Here is a 20,454-nt window from a genome sequence, read left to right as displayed (position 1 = left end):
GGCCCCGCCGCCCCTTTATCGCATCATCGCCAGCGCCGCGGCGAAGAAGTCGTCGCCTCCGAAATTGCCGGATTTGAGCGCCATAAGCATCTCGCCTTGTGAGTTGCCGATCGTCCGCAGAACCGGCACGCCGGGCGCGATCTCCGGGCCGATCAGGAACGCCGGAATTCCCAGCCTGTCGACCGTCGCGCCGGAGGTTTCGCCGCCGGCAACGATGAGGCGCCTGACGCCGCGCGCCACCAGTTCGGCCGCGATCGCCGAGGTCCCGGCCTCGATCGCGCGCCCCGATATTTCGCGTCCATAGCGCGACTGAAGATCGGAAACGGCATCCGGCGTGGTGCTGGCGGCAATGATGACGGGCCCTGTCTCCATTCGCTCCCCGGCCCAGGAAAGCGCGGCTGAAATTTCGTCAGGCGCGGCGGTGAGCAATCGTTCGGGGTCGAGCCTCAGGACCGGCATTGCCTGTTCGGCAGTGGCAAGCTGGCGAAGGGTGGCGCTGGAGCAACTGCCGGCGACGACGGCTGCATGCCCGCCGACGGGGCGAACGGCATCGGCAGTAGTATCGACCCTCGACGGCACGCGACCGGAGCCCACGAGTGCGCGGGCGAGCCCGAGGCCGAGGCCGGATGCGCCGGTCGACACCGGTGCATCGAGTAGAGCCTCGCCGAGAATTTCAAGATCGCGTTCGAAGATCGCGTCCGCGATCGCCGCAGTGGCGCCTTCTGCGCGAAGCGCTTCGATCCTCGCCCGCACCGCGGCCGGCCCGGTAGCTACCGTCGCCAGATCGATAAGTCCAATGGGGCCGCGAGATTGGCGGGCCAGGACGCGCATCAGATTGGCGTCGCGCATGGGATTGAGAGGATGATCCTTGAGCGGGCTTTCGTCGAGCGGCTGGCCATTGACGAAAAGGTGACCGAGATAGACGGTGCGCCCGGTTTCCGGGAAAGCGGGCGTGACCAGGACCACGCCGCCGCCCGCTGCATCCCTCAGCGCTTCCGTGACCGGGCCAATGTTGCCGGCATCGGTGGAATCGAAGGTCGAGCAGATCTTGTAGAGCACATGGGCCGCACCGCGATCGCGCAACCATTGCTCGGCACGGCTTGCAGCCACGACGGCCTCGTCGGCCACGACTGAGCGGATCTTCAGCGAAGCGACCACCGCGTCGACATCCGGCAACGGCAGCGACGGATCGGGAATGCCGACCGTCTGCACCGTGCTGAGACCGTTCTTCGTCAGCGTATTGGCGAGGTCTGAGGCGCCGGTGTAGTCGTCGGCGATCGATCCCAGAAGGATGCTCATCGGTCAGCTCCTTGCATACGGCTTGAACCAGTCGAGACCGTCGAGGGTGCGGCCGCGCGGGGCATATTCGCAGCCGACGAAACCGTCATAGCCGATCCGGTCGATCTCTGCGAACAGGTAGGGATAATTCAGCTCTTCGCCGTCCGGCTCATGGCGCGAAGGGACGCTGGCGATCTGGATGTGGCCGGTGATCGGCATGAGGCGCCGGAGTGCCACCGTGACGTCGCCGTGCATGATCTGGCGATGGTAGATGTCGAACTGAAGCTTCAGATTGGCAAGTCCAAGCTCCGCGATCAGCCGCTCTGCGGCGCCGAAATCATTGAGGAAATAGCCCGGCATGTTACGGCCGTTGATCGGCTCGATCAGGAGATCGATCTCCTTCTCAGCCAGCTGCTCGGCAGCGTAGGCCACCGAACGGCGATAGCGGGTCGCAGTCTCGCTGTCGGATGGATCGGCGAGGCCTGCCATCAGATGCAGCCGCTTGACGCCTGTCGCCGCGGCATATTCCAAGCCCCGGTCGATATCCGCTTTGAGCGCATCGAAACGCCCCGGCAGGACTGCAATCCCGCGCTCGCCCGCCGCCCAGTCGCCTGGCGGCAGGTTGAACAGCGCCTGTTGCAGGTTGTTGCGGGCAAGCCGTTCGGCGATCGCCTCCGGCGGCACGTCATAGGGGAAGAGATATTCGACGGCCGTGAAACCGGCCTCGGCTGCGGCGTCGAACCGGTCGAGAAAAGACCACTCGGTAAACATCATCGTCAGATTGGCGGCGAAAAGGGGCATGGTGTCGTCCTTATGCCTTGATCGTGCCTGGCAGTTGCGCGCCGGAAAGCTGCGCATAGAGCCGCGCAAGCGAAGAGTCGTCGTCGCGCCCCATGCCGGCGCCGGAAGCCGCGAGATACATCTGCAAGGCAGCCGCCACGAGCGGCACCGGATAGCGCTCCGCGCGAGCCATATCCTGAACGATGCCGAGGTCTTTTACGAAAATCTCGATGGCACTGAGCGGTGTGTAGTCGCCCGCGAGCACATGCGGGATGCGGTTTTCGAACATCCAGGAATTGCCGGCCGAGGCGGTGATCACCTCGTAGACTTTCTCGAGATCGAGGTCCTGCTTGGCAGCGAAGCTGATGGCCTCGCAGGCGGCAGCGATGTGCACGCCGGCCAGGAGTTGGTTGATCATCTTGAAGGCCGCGCCGGTACCGGCGGCGTCGCCGAGCTCGTACACCTTGGCGGCCATCGCGTCGAGGGCAGGGCGGGCCGCGGCGAAGGCTCGTGCCGACCCGGACGCCATGATCGTCAATTCGCCCTTCGCCGCTTTTGCAGCGCCACCGGAGATCGGCGCGTCGAGATAGTGGAAACCGAGCGCTTCGACCCGCTGCGCGAGATCACGCGCGATCGCCGGGTCCATCGTTGCAGACGAAATGAAGACGGCGCCGGGCTTCATGACGCTTGCGATACCCTCCGGGCCGAACAGGACGGCTTCGGTCTGTACGGCGTTGACGACCACCGAAACGACGATGTCGGCATCGCGAACGGCCTCTCCGAGCGTGCTCGCCCCGCGACCGCCTTCCGCGATGAAGCGCGCGACGGCGGCGGGAGCGACGTCGTAGCCGACGACCGCGAGACCCGCACGCTTCAGCGCCTGCGCCATGCCGAACCCCATCGAGCCGAGGCCGATCACCGCGGCCACGGCACTGCGGCCGGGATTTTCAACATGCAGTGTCATGACGATATCCTCCAGTCTCGGATGTCGGGTTGACCCTCCGGAAAGGCCGGAGGGGTACAGTGTCATTGGTTCTAGCGGTTGACGGTCTTGGCAGGAACCGTCAGCACGGCGAGCGCGCCGACGATAAGAGCCGCGGCCAGGAAATACATGCCCGCGCTGTTGTTGCCGGTGAAGTCCTTCAGATAACCGACCAGGAACGGTCCCAGGAAGCCTGCGAGGTTGCCGACCGAGTTGATCCAGGCGATCCCGGCCGCAGCTCCGGTCCCTGCGAGAAAGGCGGTCGGCAGCGACCAGAAGAGCGGTGCGCAGCTTATGGCGCCTGCGGCAGCGAGCGAGAGGCAGACGATCGCGACGGTGGTGCTCGTCGCTACGGTTGCCGCGACGAAACCGCCGGCAGCAATGACTGCCGGGACGACGAGATGCCAGCGCCGTTCGCGGAAACGGTCCGAAGAACGTCCGAGCACGAGCATGACGACGAAGGTGCAAAGATAGGGGATCGCGGAAATAAGACCGATGTTGAGGTTTCCGGTCACCCCGGTCGCCTTCACGATCGTCGGCATCCAAAAATTCAGTCCGTATTGTCCGAGGACGAAGCAGAAATAGATCAGGCACATGAGCCAGACGCGGCGATCGGTCAGCGCTCCGGCGATGCTGTGCGGGCTCGACGATTTCACCCGATTCTCGGCGTCGATATTGGCCGCCAGCACGTTCTTTTCCTCCTTCGTCAGCCAGTTCGCATGGCCGATCGTGTCGTCAAGATAGAAGAAGGTGGCGATACCGAAAAGGATCGCGGGAACTGCCTCGATCAGGAACATCCATTGCCAGCCGGAAAGGCCATGCGTTCCATGGAAACTATCCATCAGCAGGCCGGAAAGCGGATTGCCGAAGATGGATGAGATCGGGATTGCCGACATGAAGGTGGTGATGATCTTGGCGCGGCGATGCGCCGGGTACCAGGTCGTGAGATAGAGGATGATTCCAGGGAAAAACCCGGCCTCGGCGACACCCAACAGGAAACGCAGGACGTAGAACACGCTTTCCGACGTCGTGAACATGAAAGCGGCGGAGATGACGCCCCACGTGATCATGATACGGGCGATCCATACGCGGGCGCCGACCTTGTTCAGGATGACGTTGCTCGGCACCTCGAACAGAAAATAGCCGATGAAGAAAATGCCGGCGCCGATGCCATAGGCCGCTTCCGACAGGCCAAGCTCGCTCGACATTTGCAGCTTGGCAAAGCCGACATTGACGCGGTCGAGATAGGCGACCACGTAGCAGAGCATCAAGAATGGAACGATTCTCCAGAAAACCTTGGTATAGGCGCGATCCTCGACCGTCCGTTCGAGATGCGCGCCAGCGACCGGCGCCTGCGTTTGCAGCGTCATGATTTCCTCCTCCTCTAGGTTCCCGGGACCCTTGCTCCACCCCGGCGCGGCGCGGCGCCTGTTTGGCAGCGCTGCCATTCTCCCCTATAGGATTTTGGCAGCGCTGCCAAATGAAAAATGGTAGCGCTGCCAAATATTCGGGTTATCTATTGATTCGAACGACAGATCTCGAGCGCCGAGCGGCACCAGGGCTCGGGATGGATGGCAGGCTGTCAGGAGGCGAGAATGTGACTTTGGATTTCAGGCACCATCCGGCGGTGACGCTTGCCGAGGTCGCGGAAGCCGCCGGCGTCGGCGAGAGCACCGTGTCGCGCGTCTTGCGCGATCACGGCTCGTTTTCCAAGAAGACGAGGGACCGGGTGATGGAAGCGGTCGAACGACTCGGCTATGTGCCGAACCGCATCGCCGGCACGCTCGCGTCCGCCGGGTCGCGGCTCGTCGCCTTCGTGATCCCGTCGCTCTCCAACATCGTCTTTCCGGATGTATTGCGCGGGGCGAGCACTGTGCTGGAGCAAAATCAGCATCAGGCCGTCTTCTCCGTCACCGACTACGATCCCGAGCGCGAGGAGGCGCTCGTCGCTGCAATGCTCGCCTGGCGGCCGACGGCGGTGATGCTTGCCGGCTTCGAACACAGCGAGCGCACGCTGAAGATGTTGCGCGCGAGCGGCTGCCGGGTCGTCGAACTGCTCGATCTCGATGGCACGGCGCTGGATCTCGCGGTCGGCTATTCCAATCGTGCTGCCGGGCGTGCAAGCGCCGAGTTCCTGTTGAAGCGCGGCTATCGTCGGATCGGCTATGTTGGGCACGACCTTGATCGCGACACGCGCGCCGGCAAGCGCTTTGCCGGGCTTTCTGAAGCGCTCGGCGCGGCCGGTGCTCCGCTTGCTGATCGGGAAATCTACGCTGGCGGATCGTCGGTGGAAAGCGGGCGGCTGGGACTGGAGCGGCTGCTGGCAAGGCGTCGCGACCTCGACGCGGTCTATTTTTCGAACGACGACATGGCGCTCGGCGGCTATTTTCACTGCCTGGCGCACGGAATCTCGGTTCCCTCACAACTGGCGATCTTCGGTTATAACGGCCTCGATATCGGCCGAGTGACGCCGCAGCCGCTCTCGACCATACGGACGCCTCGCGTCGCGACTGGACGGATAGCGGCGGAACTGGTGGTCACGAACTCGCCACCGCAGGTCGTTGATCTCGGATTCGAACTGGTCGAGGGCGCGACCGCCTGATTTGAAAGGATTTACCTATGTCCGAGACACGTCTGCGTGAGGAAATCTGCCGTTACGGGCGATCCCTATTCGAACGGGGCCTGACGCCCGGCTCGTCGGGCAACATATCGCTTCGGCTCGACGATGGCGGCTGCCTGGTAACGCCGACCAATGCCTCGCTCGGCTTCCTCGACCCCGCCCGCATATCGCGGCTCGATGCAGCCGGCCGGCTCATTTCCGGCGACAAGCCGACGAAGGAAATCCCGCTTCACTCCGCCCTCTATGAGTCGCGTGGCAGTGCCCGGGCGATCGTGCACCTGCATTCCACCCACGCGGTGGCGCTCACCATGTTGCCGGAGATCGATCCGCGCGCCGCGCTGCCGCCGATGACGCCTTACTACCTCATGCGCGCCGGTGAGACGGCGCTCGTGCCCTATTATCGACCCGGCGACCCGGCCGTTGCCGATGCGATCCGCGGACTTGCGGGCAAGTACTCCTCGGTCTTGCTCGCCAATCATGGTCCGGTGGTGGCGGGCGACAGCCTTGAGGCTGCGGTGTTCGCCACCGAAGAATTGGAGGAAACGGCAAAGCTCTACCTGCTGCTGCGCAATCTCAATCCACGCTATCTCAGCCCGGAGCAGGTGGCCGATCTTGCCAAGACCTTCGGGCTCGACCTGCCATCGCTTGGTGGGCATGAGGGGCATGACCACGGGTGATGTCAGCCGGGAGCCAGGGACTCAAACCTGACACGAACGACAAAAAGATCGCCAGACTCTCGGTTCGCGACAGCGGGCTGACCCTTGGCGTTCGATGATCAGTCAGCAACAGTCCGATCTGCGAGTCCGAGAGCCAAAGTCATATCGTTGACGATTCCCAGGTGCGCTTCGATCACGGCAATTTTCTCGGGAGTGTCGGCACAAGAAGCATCGATATCGATAAACAATTGCTCGAAACCGCCCGGGATGACGGTACCGAACATTTGGCCGGGTTCGTCACTGATGTTTCGCCAAGCGTGCCGCACATGCGGTGGCAGAACCACGACGGTTCCTGGTGGCGCGTCAAACTCGTCATCACCGCATTGGAAACGATAGAGGCCACGGATCACGCGAAAGACTTCGGTCTCTCGTGTGTGCGTGTGAGGGGCCGGGCCATGACCTGGAGGCGTGAAGGTATCCCACATTCCGAATGCACCTCCAGTCTCGGCGGCCGTGGCATGGATAACAACCTTCGCACCAAACGGCGTTTTCGCTATCCGCTCTTTGCCGGGCAAAGAGACGACTGCATTCCGGAAAGTTGACATAGCCACCTCCTTGTCAGTTGCAATCTATATAGCACATCACTCGATGGTAGTTGGTGAGAGCAGCGGGCCTCTCGACTATTTTTTCTTGCTTGCGTGCGTTGCACAAAATGGTGCGCGCATTTTTGATGCAGTGCCGCGACGAACTTGCCTTGACCATGCCTTCGTTTGCGCAGTCTATTCGTATGACTGATCCGGTGGACCAACCAGTGGATCAGTTGGAGGTGCGGCGCAGTGAATGGCAGTCCCATACTCACGCAAATGCCGAAGATCGGGCGGAGCCTCGAACGCCGCACGGCGCGTGACGTGATTGCCGACAAGCTGATGGTTCTCGTTGCGACCAACATGCTGCATCCGGGCGACGAGCTTCCCGGCGAACGCGAACTCGCCAACGTGCTCCATGTCAGCCGGGAGACGGTGCGCGGCGCCATCCAGATGCTTGCCGCACGCGGGATCATCGAGGTTTCGCAAGGCAGCCGCAGCCGGGTTGCCAATGTCGACCTCAGCGACGTCACCGTCACGATCGCCTCGCCGAATGCCATCGACAGCTATGATCTCGAGGCGGTTCATGCCGCAAGGCTCCATATCGAGCTGAAGGTCGTGGGTGATGCCGCCGAGAACATCGACGACGACACGCTCAGCAAGCTGGAGAGCCTGCTCGAAGCGCAGCGGCTCGGCGGCGACGATGCCATGCGATTCCTGATCTGCGACCGTGAATTCCATGTGGCGATCTATCGGGGTTGCGGCAATCCGCTGCTCTCCGACTTCGTCACCGATCTCTACACCTACATGATGAATTACCGGCGCAGCGCCATGTCCCGACCCGGCGCCATAGATGCCAGCTACAAGGATCACAGCGAGATCGTGGCAGCGCTTGCCCGGCGCGACCGCGAGGCCGTCGTCGCGGCGTTTCGCCATCATCTCATGCGAATCTACGAGACAACGAAGGAATTGCTCGCTGAACACGGGCGGGCGGAAAGGCCGGCAGGCAAGGGTGGGAAGACACGCTGAACCCGGAATTTCCCGGGCCTAAAACGGAGGTTCGCCGCGAATGCATGTCATGGTCATAGGTGCGGCCGGAATGATCGGCCGCAAGCTGGTCGAGAGGCTCGCCGCAGAGCCGGGCGCTCTCGGCTATGAGGTCACCCGGCTTACGCTAGTAGACGTGGTCCAGGCACCAGTGCCCGCGACACTTTCCGCGACTTCGACGGCGCCGGCGGTCGATCTGTCGTCCGAAGGCGGAGCAGAACGGCTCATCGCGTCGCGGCCGGATGTCATCTTTCATCTGGCGGCGATCGTTTCCGGCGAGGCGGAGGCCGATTTCGACAAGGGCTACAGCATCAATCTGGACGGTACGCGTTCGCTTTTCGAGGCGATCCGCCACGAAGGCCGCAACGGCCCCTATTTCCCGCGCGTCATCTTTGCCTCGTCGATTGCCGTCTTCGGCCAGCCCTTCCCGGAAAAGATCGGGGACGAGTTTTTCACGACGCCGCTGACGAGCTACGGCACGCAGAAGGCTATCTGCGAATTGCTGCTCGCCGACTATACGCGCCGAGGCATCTTCGACGGCATCGGCATCCGCCTCCCGACCATTTGCGTTCGGCCCGGCAAGCCCAACAAGGCGGCATCAGGGTTTTTCTCCAACATTCTGCGCGAGCCGCTGGTCGGGCAGGAGGCGGTATTGCCGGTGGACGAGAATGTCCGTCACTGGTTCGCAAGCCCGCGTTCGGCCGTCGGTTTCTTCGTGCATGCGGCGCGCATGGACACGGCGAGCATCGGGCCGCGGCGCAACCTGACCATGCCGGGCCTGTCGGCACTGGTCGGCGAAGAGATCGAGGCGCTTCGGCGGGTTGCCGGCGAGAAGGCGGCACGCCTCATTCGCCGCGAACCGGATCCCGTCATCGCCTCGATCGTTGCCGGCTGGCCCACCGATTTTGATGCCCGGCGGGCGCGCGAGCTCGGTTTCACGGCGGAAAGCAATTTCGACGAGATCATCCGGATCCATATCGAGGACGAACTCGGAGGGAGGATCTGACATGGCGCAGGCGAAAAGATCGGGCGAAGGAAAGATCGTGCTCGTGACCGGCGGCGGTACTGGCGTCGGTCGCGGGATCGCCAAAGCCTTGAGCGCCGAGGGCTACAGCCTCGTGATCACCGGCCGCCGGCCTGACGTGCTTGAGGACGCGGCCGACGAAATCGCGCGGGAGACCGGCGGCACTGTGCGGGCGATCACCTGCGACGTCGGCAACCCGGCTGAGGTCGCTGCGCTATTCGGCGCGATCCGGGACGAATTCGATCGGCTCGACCTGCTGGTCAACAATGCCGGCACGAACGTGCCGCCGGTGCCGCCCGAGGATGTGACGTTCGAGCAGTGGAGCGACATCGTCTCGGCGAACCTGACCGGCGCCTTCCTCTGCACCCAGCATGCCTTCCGGCTGATGAAAAGCCAAAACCCGCGTGGCGGACGGATCATCAACAACGGTTCCATTTCGGCGACGACGCCGAGGCCGAATTCCGCCCCCTATACAGCGACCAAACACGCGATCACGGGGCTGACGAAATCCATCGCGCTCGATGGGCGGGCGCACGACATCGCCTGTGGCCAGATCGACATCGGCAATGCTGCGACCGATATGACCGAGAAGATGAGCACGGGTGTGTTGCAGGCCAATGGAGAGATCGCAGCCGAACCGACCATTCCCGTCGTGCACGTGGCCGAGGCCGTCGTCTACATGGCGAGCCTGCCGCTGACAGCCAACGTGCTGACGATGACCGTCATGGCGACGAAGATGCCGTTAGTCGGCCGCGGATAGGAGAACTCCAAGAGGTCGCTTGCGACGGGCAGGGGGACGGCCTGACGCAGGCGATCAGCACGGGCAGATATTGGGAGGAACGCTTATGGCAGCCGTGGACTTTGTGGACGTCAGGAAATCGTTCGGTGCCTTTCCCGTAATCAAGGGCGTGAACATCGAAATCGAGGACGGCGAGTTCGTCATTCTCGTCGGCCCCTCCGGTTGCGGAAAATCCACGCTGCTGCGGATGCTGGCGGGGCTTGAAAACATCTCCGCGGGTGAAATCCGCATCGGCAACCGCATCGTCAATTCGCTGCCGCCGAAGGACCGCGACATCGCCATGGTGTTCCAGAATTATGCGCTCTATCCGCATATGACGGTCGCCGACAACATGGCCTTCTCGCTGATGCTCGCTGGTTCACCGAAGGCCGATATCGACAAGCGCGTCGGCGCGGCGGCGGAGATCCTCGGCCTGTCGAAGCTGCTCGACCGCTATCCGCGCCAACTCTCCGGCGGTCAGCGCCAGCGCGTCGCAATGGGCCGGGCGATCGTGCGCGATCCGCAGGTGTTTCTCTTCGACGAGCCGCTGTCGAACCTTGACGCGAAGCTGCGCGTGGCCATGCGCGCCGAGATCAAGGAATTGCATCAGCGCCTGAAGACCACCACCGTCTATGTCACCCACGACCAGATCGAAGCGATGACCATGGCCGACAAGATCGTCGTCATGCATGACGGCGTCGTCGAGCAGATTGGCGCGCCGCTCGAACTCTATGACAACCCGGTCAATCTGTTCGTCGCCGGCTTCATCGGCTCGCCGGCGATGAACATGATCAAAGGCAGGCTCGATCCGACCGTCGGCAACGCATTCCTCACCGAGGACGGAACGGCGCTGCCGGTCGCGCGCCCCGCCGCTGCCGCCATCGGACATGACCTCGTCTACGGGCTTCGGCCCGAATATATGGCCTTGGACCCGAACGGGCTGCCCGCCGAGATCGTGGTGATAGAGCCGACCGGCTACGAGACGCAGATGATCGTCCGGCTCGGAGGCAGCGATGTCACCTGCGTCTTCCGCGAAAGGGTGAATGCCAAGCCGGGTGACACCATCCGTCTGTCGATCGATGCCGCCCACGTTCACCTGTTCGACGCGGAGAGCGGACGACGCCTGGTCGATTGATGCCGCGCGGCGAGGCAATCGAGGGAAAGAGGAGCCTCGGCCTTGACCGCGCGGAGATGTCCGGCAGGGGCTGGGCATCATTGCCGCCGCATTCGCCAAGCGGGACGGTGAATGTCGGAAGGATGCGCTCCCGCTTTTCCAGGAGGAGTATTATGCCAATAAAGAGACGTGACTTCCTTGCAGCCTCGGCTGCCCTTGCCGGCGTGGCGGGTCTTTCGCCGCTCGGCATCCGCCCGTCCTTCGCGCAGGCTGCCGAGCCGAGCTACAAGCCGGAAGAAGGCGCAACCCTGCGACTTCTGCGCTGGACACCTTTCGTCAAGGGCGACGAGGACGCTTGGCTCGCCAACACCAAGAAATTCACCGAGGCGACAGGCGTCGAGGTGCGCATCGACAAGGAAAGCTGGGAAGACATTCGTCCGAAGGCCGCGGTCGCGGCGAATGTCGGTTCCGGTCCCGACATGGTGATGTGCTGGTTCGACGATGCCCACCAATATCCAGACAAGCTCGTCGACCTGACGGAGCTCGCGAACTATCTCGGCAACAAATATGGTGGCTGGTACGACGGCCTGAAGGGCTACGCGAGCCGCGACGGCCAGTTTATCGCCATGCCGCTGACGGCGATCGGCAACGCCGTCTGTTATCGCGACAGCCACATGAAGGCGGCGGGCTTCAGTGAGTTTCCGAAGGACACGGCAGGCTTCCTCGAGCTCTGCAAGGCATTGAAAGCCAAAGGCACGCCGGCCGGCTTCCCGCACGGCAAGGCCGTCGGCGACGGCAACAACTATGCCCATTGGCTGCTGTGGAGCCACGGCGGCAAGATGGTCGACGAAAGCGGCAAGGTCACCATCAACAGCCCTGAGACACTGGCTGCGATCAATTACGCAAAACAGCTGTACGAGACCTTCATCCCGGGCACCGAAAGCTGGCTCGACATCAACAACAACCGCGCCTTCCTCGCCGGCCAGGTGTCGCTGACGGCAAACGGTGTTTCGCTCTATTACGCGGCGAAGAAGGATCCGGCGCTGGCTGAGCTCGCGGCCGATATCCGCACCACCAACTTGCCCATCGGTCCGGTCGGCCAGAGCGTCGAACTTCACCAGACGAGTTCGATCCTGCTCTTCAACCACTGCAAATATCCGGAAGCGGCCAAGGCATACATCAAGTTCATGATGGAAGCCGACCAGATGAATGCCTGGATCGAGGGGTCGAGCGCCTATTGCTGCCAACCGTTGAAAGCCTTCGCCGACAACCCCGTCTGGACCGCCGATCCGATCCACGCGCCCTACGCGCGCGCTTCGGAAACATTGCGTCCGAACGGCTATGCCGGGCCGCTCGGCTATGCTTCGGCCGGCGTCATGGCCGACTACGTGCTGGTCGACATGTTTGCCACGGCCGTGACCGGGCAGATGACGCCGGAGGACGCTGTCACCGAGGCGGAACGGCGGGCAAACCGTTACTATCGCGTCTAGCCAGTTTCGGGCGGCTCTTGAGCGAGCCGCCCGAAGCCTGAAATGCGCCGGCGGAACCTGTCGGCGTAAACTGCGAGATCACCCGCGGAGAAGTTCGATGCCCACCGTACCGTCCGGAAAGCCGCCATCCTTCATGGCTTCGCTCATGCAGAACAACAACGTGCTTGGTTTCCTGTTCATGCTGCCGGCCGCCGTGTTCCTGGTCTGCTTTCTCACCTATCCGCTCGGGCTCGGCGTCTGGCTCGGCTTCACCGACACGCGCATCGGCCGCGACGGCATTTTCATCGGTCTTGAGAACTATATCTTCCTTGCGGAGGACGCGGTTTTCTGGCTCTCGGTCTTCAACACGCTGCTCTACACCTCGGTCGCGTCGATCCTGAAGTTCGTGCTTGGCCTGTGGCTTGCCCTGCTGCTCAACGAAAACCTGCCGTTCAAGTCATTCTTCCGGGCGATCGTGCTGCTTCCATGGGTCGTGCCGACCGTGCTTTCGGCACTTGCCTTCTGGTGGATCTACGATTCGCAGTTCTCGATCATTTCCTGGTCGCTGATGCAGCTCGGGCTGATCGATGGACCAATCAACTTCCTCGGCGATCCGACCAACGCCCGGATTTCGGTTATCGCCGCCAATGTCTGGCGCGGCATTCCCTTCGTCGCCATCTCGCTGCTCGCCGGGCTGCAGACAATCCCGGCGTCGCTGCAGGAGGCGGCCTCGCTCGACGGTGCCACCAACTGGCAACGCTTTCGCTATGTGACCTTGCCGATGCTGACGCCGATCATCGCCGTCGTCATGACCTTCTCGGTGCTCTTCACCTTTACCGATTTCCAGCTGATCTACGTGCTGACCAAGGGCGGACCGGTGAACGCGACCCATCTGATGGCGACGCTTTCCTTCCAGCGCGGCATTCCGGGCGGTCAGCTTGGCGAAGGGGCGGCGATCGCCGTGGCCATGATCCCCTTCCTGCTTGCTGCGATCATGTTCAGCTTCTTCGGGCTGCAGCGCCGCAAATGGCAACAGGGCGGTCAGGACTAGAGCGGGATGAGGAAAAGTGTGCGCGGTTTTCCGCCCGCATCCCGCTCTAACTTATTAGAATCGATCACGTTTATGATTTTGGGTCGATACGACCCCAAATCATCGTGATCCAGGAGGTTTTGCCTTGAACACCACCACGAAAATCCCTGACGACGTCCTTACCGACCACGCGGAGGGCATGAGCTACCTCAACCGCCTCCCGCGCCGGATCGTCGTGCTCTACCTGCCGATGGCGGTCTTCGTGTTCGTGCTTCTGTTTCCGTTCTACTGGATGGCAATCACCGCAGTGAAGCCGAATGCCCAGTTGACCGACTACACCAATTACAGCCCGTTCTGGGTCGTCGGCCCGACGCTCGACCACATCAAGTATCTGTTCTTCGAGACTTCCTACCCAGGCTGGCTGTGGAACACGATGCTCGTCGCCGTCGGCTCCACGATCCTCTCGCTTGCGGCCTCGGTCTTCGCAGCCTACGCGATCGAGCGGGTGCGCTTTACCGGCTCGCGGCCAGTCGGGCTGATGATCTTCCTCGCCTATCTGGTGCCGCCGTCGATCCTCTTCATTCCGCTCGCTTTCATAGTCTTCAAGTTCGGGATCTACGATTCCAGGCTGGCGCTGGTCTTCACCTATCCGACCTTCCTCATCCCCTTCTGCACCTGGCTGCTTATGGGGTATTTCCGCTCGATTCCGTTCGAGCTCGAAGAGAGCGCGCTCGTGGATGGTGCGACACGCTGGCAGATCCTCGTCAAGATCATCCTGCCGCTTGCCGTGCCCGGGCTGATATCGGCGGGCATCTTCGCGTTCACGCTCTCCTGGAACGAATTCATCTATGCACTGACATTCATTCAGTCTTCGGAGAACAAGACCGTTCCTGTGGGCGTACTGACCGAACTCGTGCGTGGCGACGTGTTCGAGTGGGGCGCGCTGATGGCAGGAGCGCTGTTCGGCTCGTTGCCCGTTGTGATCCTCTACTCGTTCTTCGTCGATTACTATGTTTCGTCCATGACGGGCGCCGTGAAGGAGTAGGGGGCATTTTTTGCGGAAGAACGCCGCGGCATTTCGCCGACGGCCGGCACGCTCTGACTCGCACCCGGCACTCGGTTCACGTGCACGGGATAGGCGGGAAGACGCTGATGTCGAGTGGGTGAAACCACGGGGAAAGGTTGGGCGAGGCCTGCAGCGATTTGTAATCGACGGCGCAGGCCCCTGACCGTCAGCTTTTCCAAACGGCTGGATCGATATTTACCACCAGAGCGGGAAAGCTGCCATTCGCCAAAACGGCTTACCACCTGTGTGCGAGCGTGTTACTCAAATGGATGCGCTGGTTTTCGTGACAATTCGAAGACGGTCCCACTGCGCGCCGACAAGTTTCAAAGCGTGTTTCCCATCCACTCGGCCGCGGCGATCGCCGAGCCGAGCAAAATCACCGGCAGCAACAGCGCACCGAAAAACCTGATCATCTGAATGCGGCGCGAACGCCTGTCATGCCGATCGTAAACCATCTTCTTTCAGCCCTGGCTGCATCCCAAGAACAGTTTCGACGATATGGAAACATCATCGGAGTTGGACGGTCGAGTCTCCGAGGTAACACACCGGTCGGCCGCCGGGCTCTGCCGCCGCGGCACGCGGAAAGCTGCCGGAGGAGGGGAACTGCGAGCGCGAACGTGTGGCCGTCGGTGGCCACACAGGGCATTGGGGATTGATGAAGCCGAGCGGGCGATCACCAGGCCGAAAAGGCCGTCATAAGCACTGCGGCCCAAAATAACGCTGATAATTCAGCCGCTATCAGAAACCCGAAAGTGGTGTCGCTCATGTGATCCTCCTCTGGCAACCTCCATTACCAGGGGAAACTATAGGGGGCCGCGGCTGGTTCCGCCAGTAAATAAGACATACGCCTCCATCGGATCACGTGAGCAGCGAGTAAATCAGAACGCCCACAGAGCCCCAGAAGCCAACCATTACGAGCGACATAGCCACAACCAAGATCTTCGTCACAACAAACTCCACGAACCTTTTCACAAGGTTACAAAGGCTACCGCAGTGCTGAAAACTGGGTATCGGCACTAAGTCTGAGAGGCATGGGACTATGGTCTGAGGTTTGAGGGCGCGGGGCCGAAATCGAACACGCCAGAGGCACTTGGGATGGTGTCCGGAGCCCTGCCTCCGGCTTGTTTCAGAAAACCGATTCGGTCAGAAAGGCCGGCAGCCACCAAGGCCATTGCGTTTTCGCGTCTAAACTGGTTCTTGGGCGTAAAGTGAGGAAGCAATCGGCGCCGTACAGCCCTGAGATGTGGTGCCCGAGATGAGGTGCTTGTGTTAAAAGCTGTGGATAACTTGCCGGGCGCGACGGACAAGGTCTGGTATCCGCCGGAGGGAACCAGGCTTGGCGCGACGTTCTTTGTCCGCAATGCGTTCCCATGGCTCGGCCACTATTTTGGCGGAATTCCGCTCGGCTCCACGCTCTCTCCAGGAATCGACGGAATAATCTCGTGGGGTGGCCGCATTCCGGCGAAAAGTGCGATGGCCGTTGCCCGCTTGCGGCGATTGCCGCATTGGCATCTTGAAGACGGCTTCTTACGCTCGGTCGGTCTTGGCAAGGATGGTGCCGCGCCCGTCTCGATCATCGTGGATGACCGTGCGCTTCCTGTTGACGGCGGGAAGGCGTCGCGGCTGGAACTGCTGATCGCCGCCGCGGCCAAAGGCGGCTGGGACAGCTTTGGGGAGAGCATCCGCGAGCGGATGATCGAACATAAACTGTCGAAATACAACAATCTGCCCCATAACCCGCTGTCGATCGAACAGAGCACGCGCAGGCGTATTCTGCTTGTCGACCAGGTCTTCGGTGACGTCTCGGTGGAGCGAGCGCTCGGGAGCCATCATTCCTTCGACAGAATGCTCGACGATGCCTTGGCAAGTGGCGCGCAATGCGTCGTGCGCACGCATCCGGACGTCATGGCCGGTTACCGCAAAGGCTATATGACCGAGCGCGCGGCGAGAACAGCGGGCGTCGTTCTCCTGGCCGACCGCGTGTCGGTCGCTTCGATACTCGACGTCGTCGATGAGGTCTGGACCGTTTCGAGCCAGGTCGGCTTCGATGCGTTACTCCGGAAGATACCCGTGCGTTGCTACGCCGTGCCGTTCTACGCTGGATGGGGGCTGACGGATGATCGGGCGACCGGCGCGGCCGATGCGGCCTCGGCGCGCCGCAGCTGTGCGAGACCGACGCTCGATCAGCTCACCGCGGCAACGCTCGGGCTCTATCCGAGCTATCGCAATCCGAAAGACTGGCAGCCGATGGACGTGTTCGCGGCGATCGATTTGCTCGTTGCCGAGATCGGCGCGACACGGCACGCATAAACCGCCTCCACTGCCCTGTGCACGGGCCGGTCCCTCAACGGCCGGGACTGTCGTCAGTTCTCCTCCACCGAAACACCATCTTCACCAATCCTGATCTCGACGCCCGGCTTGTTCTCTTCGCGATAGACATAGATGCCGAGCCCGATCGCAACGGCAGCAAGAACTGCGATAATGAGATAGAGCCCATTCCGGTTCATCTGCGCCGTCCTCCCCATGATCTGTGTGCGCCTCAAATCGGGCACGGTTGAAGGAAAAATGCAGGAGCTCAATCGGTATCGCGTTCACGCTTGTTGGTGAAGTGGGCGTTGCCGAGTCCGGTGCCAATCGTCAGAACTCCCCAACTGGAGACATCCTGCATGGAAGATACCTGCGAAAGGCCCTGGACGACGGCGTCGTTATGCATGATCACGAAGGTTTCGTCGTCGCCGATTTGCGGAATGGCCTCCTTGATCGCCGCGGGCAGATTGAAGTGCTCGCTTTCCCAATTGCCGCCCGGCAGGTTCTGACCGCCGCGCACGATCGATCCATCGGCGTCGATCAAACCAGGACAGGCGACGCCAATGACGGGGGCCGGGTCGAGATCTGCCTTGTCCGCCTTGTCGATAAGTTTTTCGATCATGGAGATGAGACGTTCAATCGCCGTGGTCCGGCTGGGCTTGTCGTCCGCATGCCGCCAAATATCTGACTTCCAGACCTTGGCCTTCGAGAGGTTCGCCTCTTCCTTCAGGTGCATCTCGACGATGCCCACGCGAATATTGGTGCCACCAATATCGATGGCAAGGATCGCCTTGTGCCCCTTCAGCATCCAGGACGGGATGAGGTGCACGGCGCCGATAAGCCCTGCATCATCGGGGTGGTGAGCGATCGGCGTGAGCTCAATCTCGGTGCCCTTGGACTTCAGCAGCACCATCGCGCGGGCTATTGCCAATTCGCCTACGGCGCGCTCACTGAAGCCGCCGCCCACCACGACGCGTTCCGTATTCTTCCAGCTCTTCTGGTGCAGCAATCTGTCGAGAACAGTGGCGAGTTCGTCTGCGAAATCGTCAACCGCTGCCATGACCAGGGCGGCTGCCTCCTTGTCGTCGCCAACGAGAAGGGCATCGATCTCCTTTTTCGACAGGTCGCCGGTTGGCGTCTTGCCGAGTGGATCGGTCCCCCCCTTGCGCACGCGCTTGCGCCAGGCTTCGAGCTTTTCCTGGAAGGCATATTTGTTGGCCTTGTCACCCAAAAAGCCGTCGGAGCTTCGCAGTTCGATATTGTAGTCATCGACGGTGACTGACGGCAGATCGTCGTCACCATGCGTGAGGAGGACGCCGTTTTCTTTCTCGTTCGCGGATCTGCCCACGCAACCCTCCCGTATGACGCTTCACCTGAACTGATCCGAGACCGGAGTGAGTGATAAACGTGAGCGGCGGGGGCGATGTTCCGACCTCAAGGCGTCAAGTCCCGAAACAAGTCGATTGATGGTGGGCGCAGAGCCTGGATGACATGAGGCTGCGTTCGTCAGCAGCACATTCGCCTCATCGCTACTGTGGTCCGGTGACATGTGGCCCCTTGATTGCGTGCTAGCATTCTCCCGGCGCCACAAATCCGGCCGCCATCTCAGCGCTTCCTCATCGGGCGACCTGACGGCTGCCCACTCGAAACATGCGATTTCGTACCCTCTACTCCTTCCTACGGCGCGCAGGACCGTATCAGCCATATGCTCGCACGTATGCTGGCGGGACAAGATCCCTACCGTCCTGCAACCTTCGTCAGAAGCAGGTGATGTCGAATCAAAAAAGCGAGCACCTTCAGCGTTTCCTTGCGAAGGTCCGCTGATGTTTGGCGGCAGGTACGTCAGCGGCGGGAGCGGTGAAATCGTGCCGCTACTGCTGAGACTCGCGATGCAGGTTCGACCGGAGCACACCTGTAGCGCCTTACTGCGAGGTCCCCCGCCAAGGGGCCGTATGAGCGACGATAACAGATTAAGTTTAAACCACGGAAACCAAAGCGGGAGCGAAGGTTGGCCGGTACAAGTCACCGCAAGGCGCTGCCTGACTCGCGGTGACAGCGGGGTGATCCTGGTGTGGGCGTATTACCGGTTCATGGCCCCGTCGAATCTACCTTGAGGAGTTGCCGTATCGAAGCGCCGCGTGACTGGCAGTGGTGCTTGATTCGTTCCAATAAAGGCGGGGGTAGAATCGTTTATTGCTGAGGCTCTCGGTCAGATGGTGCCCTTTTCAAAGCCGGAAACAGTTAGCAACTGACGTGGAGAACACCATGTCGGATAAACCTGACAGCGAAGACAAGCCGTCGGAACTCGTTGACCACTATCGTCCTCTCGCACTGAAGGCTGTGCTGGCGGCTCTTTCTGTGAATGCCGAAGCGACACGCCCGCCGCTTGAAGATGATGAACCGGTGCGGGCGGTGAATTTGCCTTGGGGATTCCACCTGCCGATAGACGATTAACGACCCCAGCACACCGAAGGTACAGATTCAGGCCGTTCGCGCGACGACTCCGGGGACGCGCTCGAGTGTTCAAGCGTTTATGCCTGTGTAGGTCGAGGGAAGCGCGCCGCTGCGACTGGTCTTCAATTCCCATCTGTTGATCCCGTCAGAGATTTTGCCTGATCAGGCCTTTCGGCAGGTGCAGGCAGCATAGCCGCCTGAAAACAATCGGCCGGCCCTCATGCCGATCTTCATCGGGATGTCGCGGATATGCGAAACGCCTAGTGACCGGGCGATGGCTATCGCCGCCTCGGCGCAGATGGCCGCGTCTTCCGCGGCGTTGTGATGAGAAAAACTCAGGCCGAGATGACGGGCCAAGATGTTGAGCCTATGTGATCCGAGATGCGGCCAGACCTTTTGCGCCATCTTGACCGAGCACAGATACGACAGTTGCGGATAGCTCCGTCGGTAGAGATCAAGACATGATCGCCAGACGCTGAAGTCGAAGGCTGCGTTATGCGCAATCATGGTCGCGCCACGGAAGTCATCGGCGAACTCGTCCATCACCTCGGGAAATTCGCCGGCGTCTTGTACGTGCTCGGGCCGGATACCGTGAACTGCGATGTTGAAGGAGGAAAAGCGCATGTCCTTCGGTCGGATCAACCGCTCTTCAATCCTCACCACCCGCCCATCCTCTATCCAGGCGAGGCCTACAGAGCAGGCGCTGCCACGCTGTTCGTTTGCAGTTTCGAAGTCGATTGCTATGGTCTTCAAGAGCGTATCCGTCGTGGTCTTGTATAACCTCTAACGAGCCAACGTGATTCGGCAAAGCTGCAAACCATTCGACTGATAGATGGGCAAAACCATCCGCGGTTATGCGATTTGAAAGCTCCACGAGGTCTCCACTCGGCGGCAAAGCGGTCAGAGCTCCCAAATGAGCTGCGCGAGCCGATCAGTAGCCGCGCCGATTGAATCCACCCCAGCCCCCTATGCTACTTTACAGGCGACGTTCGAAGCAGTTCCCTTGGATGGAACAGGGCGACTGAGCCCCCGGCTAAACGAAAAATACCTCGCGACCGGAGCCGCAGGGACCGACACCCTCTGCAGCTCTACTCGGCTGTGCAAGATTTATCCTTAGAACGTAAGCGTCCCGCGTTGGTGACCTCAAGGCGGGCGCCAGCAGGAGCTAACAGCGGCCGACATCGCTCACACCTGACAGCCACCATTTGGGTACAGACGACATTCAGGACCATGACGGCACCCTGGAGTGGCCGTACGCTCGTTGT

General features: G+C 61.5%; 20 protein-coding genes. 11 read left to right on the top strand and 9 right to left on the bottom strand.

Annotation, left to right across the window (positions count from 1 at the left end; translation table 11 throughout):
* Window positions 1-15: 15 nt before the first annotated feature.
* The 4 genes from otnK to QA637_RS26450 all read right to left on the bottom strand — a co-directional run bounded on the left by otnK (window position 16) and on the right by QA637_RS26450 (window position 4,410).
* Window positions 16-1,299, bottom strand: coding sequence for a 3-oxo-tetronate kinase (gene otnK / locus QA637_RS26465; protein ID WP_283065719.1), 1,284 nt, complete (start codon window positions 1,297-1,299; stop codon window positions 16-18).
* 3 nt (window positions 1,300-1,302) lie between these two features.
* Window positions 1,303-2,079, bottom strand: a complete 777-nt coding sequence (otnI, locus tag QA637_RS26460; RefSeq protein WP_153437113.1) for a 2-oxo-tetronate isomerase — start codon at window positions 2,077-2,079, stop codon at window positions 1,303-1,305.
* Window positions 2,080-2,089: 10 nt separating this feature from the next.
* Window positions 2,090-3,022: an L-threonate dehydrogenase gene (gene ltnD / locus QA637_RS26455; protein ID WP_283065718.1), complete on the bottom strand. Its 933-nt coding sequence runs from the start codon at window positions 3,020-3,022 to the stop codon at window positions 2,090-2,092.
* 71 nt (window positions 3,023-3,093) lie between these two features.
* The gene (locus QA637_RS26450; RefSeq protein ID WP_283065715.1) at window positions 3,094-4,410 is read right to left on the bottom strand and encodes an MFS transporter; all 1,317 of its coding nucleotides are present in this window, start codon (window positions 4,408-4,410) and stop codon (window positions 3,094-3,096) included.
* Between the two features lie 197 nt (window positions 4,411-4,607).
* Here QA637_RS26450 and QA637_RS26445 point away from each other — a divergent pair, with 197 nt between their 5' ends.
* Window positions 4,608-5,642 carry a LacI family DNA-binding transcriptional regulator gene (locus tag QA637_RS26445; protein ID WP_283065714.1) on the top strand — a complete coding sequence of 345 codons (1,035 nt, stop codon included), beginning with the start codon at window positions 4,608-4,610 and terminating at the stop codon, window positions 5,640-5,642.
* Window positions 5,643-5,659: 17 nt separating this feature from the next.
* Window positions 5,660-6,337, top strand: coding sequence for a 3-oxo-tetronate 4-phosphate decarboxylase (otnC, locus tag QA637_RS26440; protein WP_283065713.1), 678 nt, complete (start codon window positions 5,660-5,662; stop codon window positions 6,335-6,337).
* 98 nt (window positions 6,338-6,435) lie between these two features.
* On the opposite strand, the gene QA637_RS26435 is transcribed toward otnC, so the two are convergent.
* Complete coding sequence (locus QA637_RS26435) at window positions 6,436-6,921, bottom strand: cupin domain-containing protein (protein ID WP_283065712.1); 486 nt, start codon at window positions 6,919-6,921, stop codon at window positions 6,436-6,438.
* Window positions 6,922-7,152: 231 nt separating this feature from the next.
* Between QA637_RS26435 and QA637_RS26430 the strand changes: the two genes are divergently transcribed.
* From QA637_RS26430 to QA637_RS26400, 7 genes are all read left to right on the top strand, one after another.
* Window positions 7,153-7,929 carry a FadR/GntR family transcriptional regulator gene (locus QA637_RS26430; RefSeq protein ID WP_184108461.1) on the top strand — a complete coding sequence of 259 codons (777 nt, stop codon included), beginning with the start codon at window positions 7,153-7,155 and terminating at the stop codon, window positions 7,927-7,929.
* A 40-nt stretch (window positions 7,930-7,969) separates the two neighbouring features.
* Complete coding sequence (gene denD, locus QA637_RS26425) at window positions 7,970-8,953, top strand: D-erythronate dehydrogenase (protein ID WP_153437109.1); 984 nt, start codon at window positions 7,970-7,972, stop codon at window positions 8,951-8,953.
* 1 nt (window position 8,954) lies between these two features.
* The gene (locus QA637_RS26420) at window positions 8,955-9,731 is read left to right on the top strand and encodes an SDR family oxidoreductase (protein WP_283065710.1); all 777 of its coding nucleotides are present in this window, start codon (window positions 8,955-8,957) and stop codon (window positions 9,729-9,731) included.
* Window positions 9,732-9,816: 85 nt separating this feature from the next.
* Complete coding sequence (locus QA637_RS26415; protein WP_153437107.1) at window positions 9,817-10,884, top strand: ABC transporter ATP-binding protein; 1,068 nt, start codon at window positions 9,817-9,819, stop codon at window positions 10,882-10,884.
* Between the two features lie 152 nt (window positions 10,885-11,036).
* Window positions 11,037-12,353, top strand: coding sequence for an ABC transporter substrate-binding protein (locus QA637_RS26410; protein WP_283065708.1), 1,317 nt, complete (start codon window positions 11,037-11,039; stop codon window positions 12,351-12,353).
* 97 nt (window positions 12,354-12,450) lie between these two features.
* A complete protein-coding gene (locus tag QA637_RS26405; protein ID WP_153437105.1) occupies window positions 12,451-13,383 on the top strand; it encodes a carbohydrate ABC transporter permease in 933 nt (310 codons plus the stop codon).
* A 124-nt stretch (window positions 13,384-13,507) separates the two neighbouring features.
* Complete coding sequence (locus QA637_RS26400) at window positions 13,508-14,407, top strand: carbohydrate ABC transporter permease (protein WP_153437104.1); 900 nt, start codon at window positions 13,508-13,510, stop codon at window positions 14,405-14,407.
* Between the two features lie 344 nt (window positions 14,408-14,751).
* Here QA637_RS26400 and QA637_RS26395 read toward each other — a convergent pair whose 3' ends face one another.
* Window positions 14,752-14,883, bottom strand: a complete 132-nt coding sequence (locus QA637_RS26395) for a hypothetical protein (protein WP_283065705.1) — start codon at window positions 14,881-14,883, stop codon at window positions 14,752-14,754.
* A gap of 811 nt (window positions 14,884-15,694) precedes the next feature.
* Here QA637_RS26395 and QA637_RS26390 point away from each other — a divergent pair.
* Window positions 15,695-16,738 carry a capsular polysaccharide export protein, LipB/KpsS family gene (locus tag QA637_RS26390; RefSeq protein ID WP_428843147.1) on the top strand — a complete coding sequence of 348 codons (1,044 nt, stop codon included), beginning with the start codon at window positions 15,695-15,697 and terminating at the stop codon, window positions 16,736-16,738.
* Window positions 16,739-16,791: 53 nt separating this feature from the next.
* Here QA637_RS26390 and QA637_RS26385 read toward each other — a convergent pair whose 3' ends face one another.
* A complete protein-coding gene (locus QA637_RS26385) occupies window positions 16,792-16,935 on the bottom strand; it encodes a hypothetical protein (RefSeq protein ID WP_153437102.1) in 144 nt (47 codons plus the stop codon).
* A 68-nt stretch (window positions 16,936-17,003) separates the two neighbouring features.
* Window positions 17,004-18,083, bottom strand: coding sequence for an ROK family protein (locus tag QA637_RS26380; RefSeq protein WP_283065703.1), 1,080 nt, complete (start codon window positions 18,081-18,083; stop codon window positions 17,004-17,006).
* A 917-nt stretch (window positions 18,084-19,000) separates the two neighbouring features.
* On the opposite strand from QA637_RS26380, the gene QA637_RS26375 reads away from it, so the two are divergent.
* Window positions 19,001-19,189: a hypothetical protein gene (locus QA637_RS26375; protein ID WP_283065702.1), complete on the top strand. Its 189-nt coding sequence runs from the start codon at window positions 19,001-19,003 to the stop codon at window positions 19,187-19,189.
* A gap of 162 nt (window positions 19,190-19,351) precedes the next feature.
* Here QA637_RS26375 and QA637_RS26370 read toward each other — a convergent pair whose 3' ends face one another.
* Complete coding sequence (locus QA637_RS26370) at window positions 19,352-19,942, bottom strand: 3'-5' exonuclease (RefSeq protein ID WP_283065700.1); 591 nt, start codon at window positions 19,940-19,942, stop codon at window positions 19,352-19,354.
* Window positions 19,943-20,454: the final 512 nt, after the last annotated feature.

This window comes from Sinorhizobium terangae, from assembly GCF_029714365.1.
Lineage (GTDB): Bacteria > Pseudomonadota > Alphaproteobacteria > Rhizobiales > Rhizobiaceae > Sinorhizobium > Sinorhizobium terangae.
This window is presented reverse-complemented; position numbering and strand designations above follow the sequence as displayed.

Bases quoted from the DNA above. Each gene is read 5' to 3' on its own strand.
- otnI (WP_153437113.1), bottom strand. From the start codon at position 2,079: ATGCCCCTTTTCGCCGCCAATCTGACGATGATGTTTACCGAGTGGTCT.
- QA637_RS26405 (WP_153437105.1), top strand. From the start codon at position 12,451: ATGCCCACCGTACCGTCCGGAAAGCCGCCATCCTTCATGGCTTCGCTC.
- ltnD (WP_283065718.1), bottom strand. From the start codon at position 3,022: ATGACACTGCATGTTGAAAATCCCGGCCGCAGTGCCGTGGCCGCGGTG.
- QA637_RS26420 (WP_283065710.1), top strand. From the start codon at position 8,955: ATGGCGCAGGCGAAAAGATCGGGCGAAGGAAAGATCGTGCTCGTGACC.
- QA637_RS26445 (WP_283065714.1), top strand. From the start codon at position 4,608: ATGGATGGCAGGCTGTCAGGAGGCGAGAATGTGACTTTGGATTTCAGG.
- QA637_RS26385 (WP_153437102.1), bottom strand. From the start codon at position 16,935: ATGAACCGGAATGGGCTCTATCTCATTATCGCAGTTCTTGCTGCCGTT.
- QA637_RS26375 (WP_283065702.1), top strand. From the start codon at position 19,001: ATGTCGGATAAACCTGACAGCGAAGACAAGCCGTCGGAACTCGTTGAC.
- otnK (WP_283065719.1), bottom strand. From the start codon at position 1,299: ATGAGCATCCTTCTGGGATCGATCGCCGACGACTACACCGGCGCCTCA.
- QA637_RS26435 (WP_283065712.1), bottom strand. From the start codon at position 6,921: ATGTCAACTTTCCGGAATGCAGTCGTCTCTTTGCCCGGCAAAGAGCGG.
- QA637_RS26415 (WP_153437107.1), top strand. From the start codon at position 9,817: ATGGCAGCCGTGGACTTTGTGGACGTCAGGAAATCGTTCGGTGCCTTT.
- QA637_RS26410 (WP_283065708.1), top strand. From the start codon at position 11,037: ATGCCAATAAAGAGACGTGACTTCCTTGCAGCCTCGGCTGCCCTTGCC.
- QA637_RS26450 (WP_283065715.1), bottom strand. From the start codon at position 4,410: ATGACGCTGCAAACGCAGGCGCCGGTCGCTGGCGCGCATCTCGAACGG.
- denD (WP_153437109.1), top strand. From the start codon at position 7,970: ATGCATGTCATGGTCATAGGTGCGGCCGGAATGATCGGCCGCAAGCTG.
- QA637_RS26395 (WP_283065705.1), bottom strand. From the start codon at position 14,883: ATGGTTTACGATCGGCATGACAGGCGTTCGCGCCGCATTCAGATGATC.
- otnC (WP_283065713.1), top strand. From the start codon at position 5,660: ATGTCCGAGACACGTCTGCGTGAGGAAATCTGCCGTTACGGGCGATCC.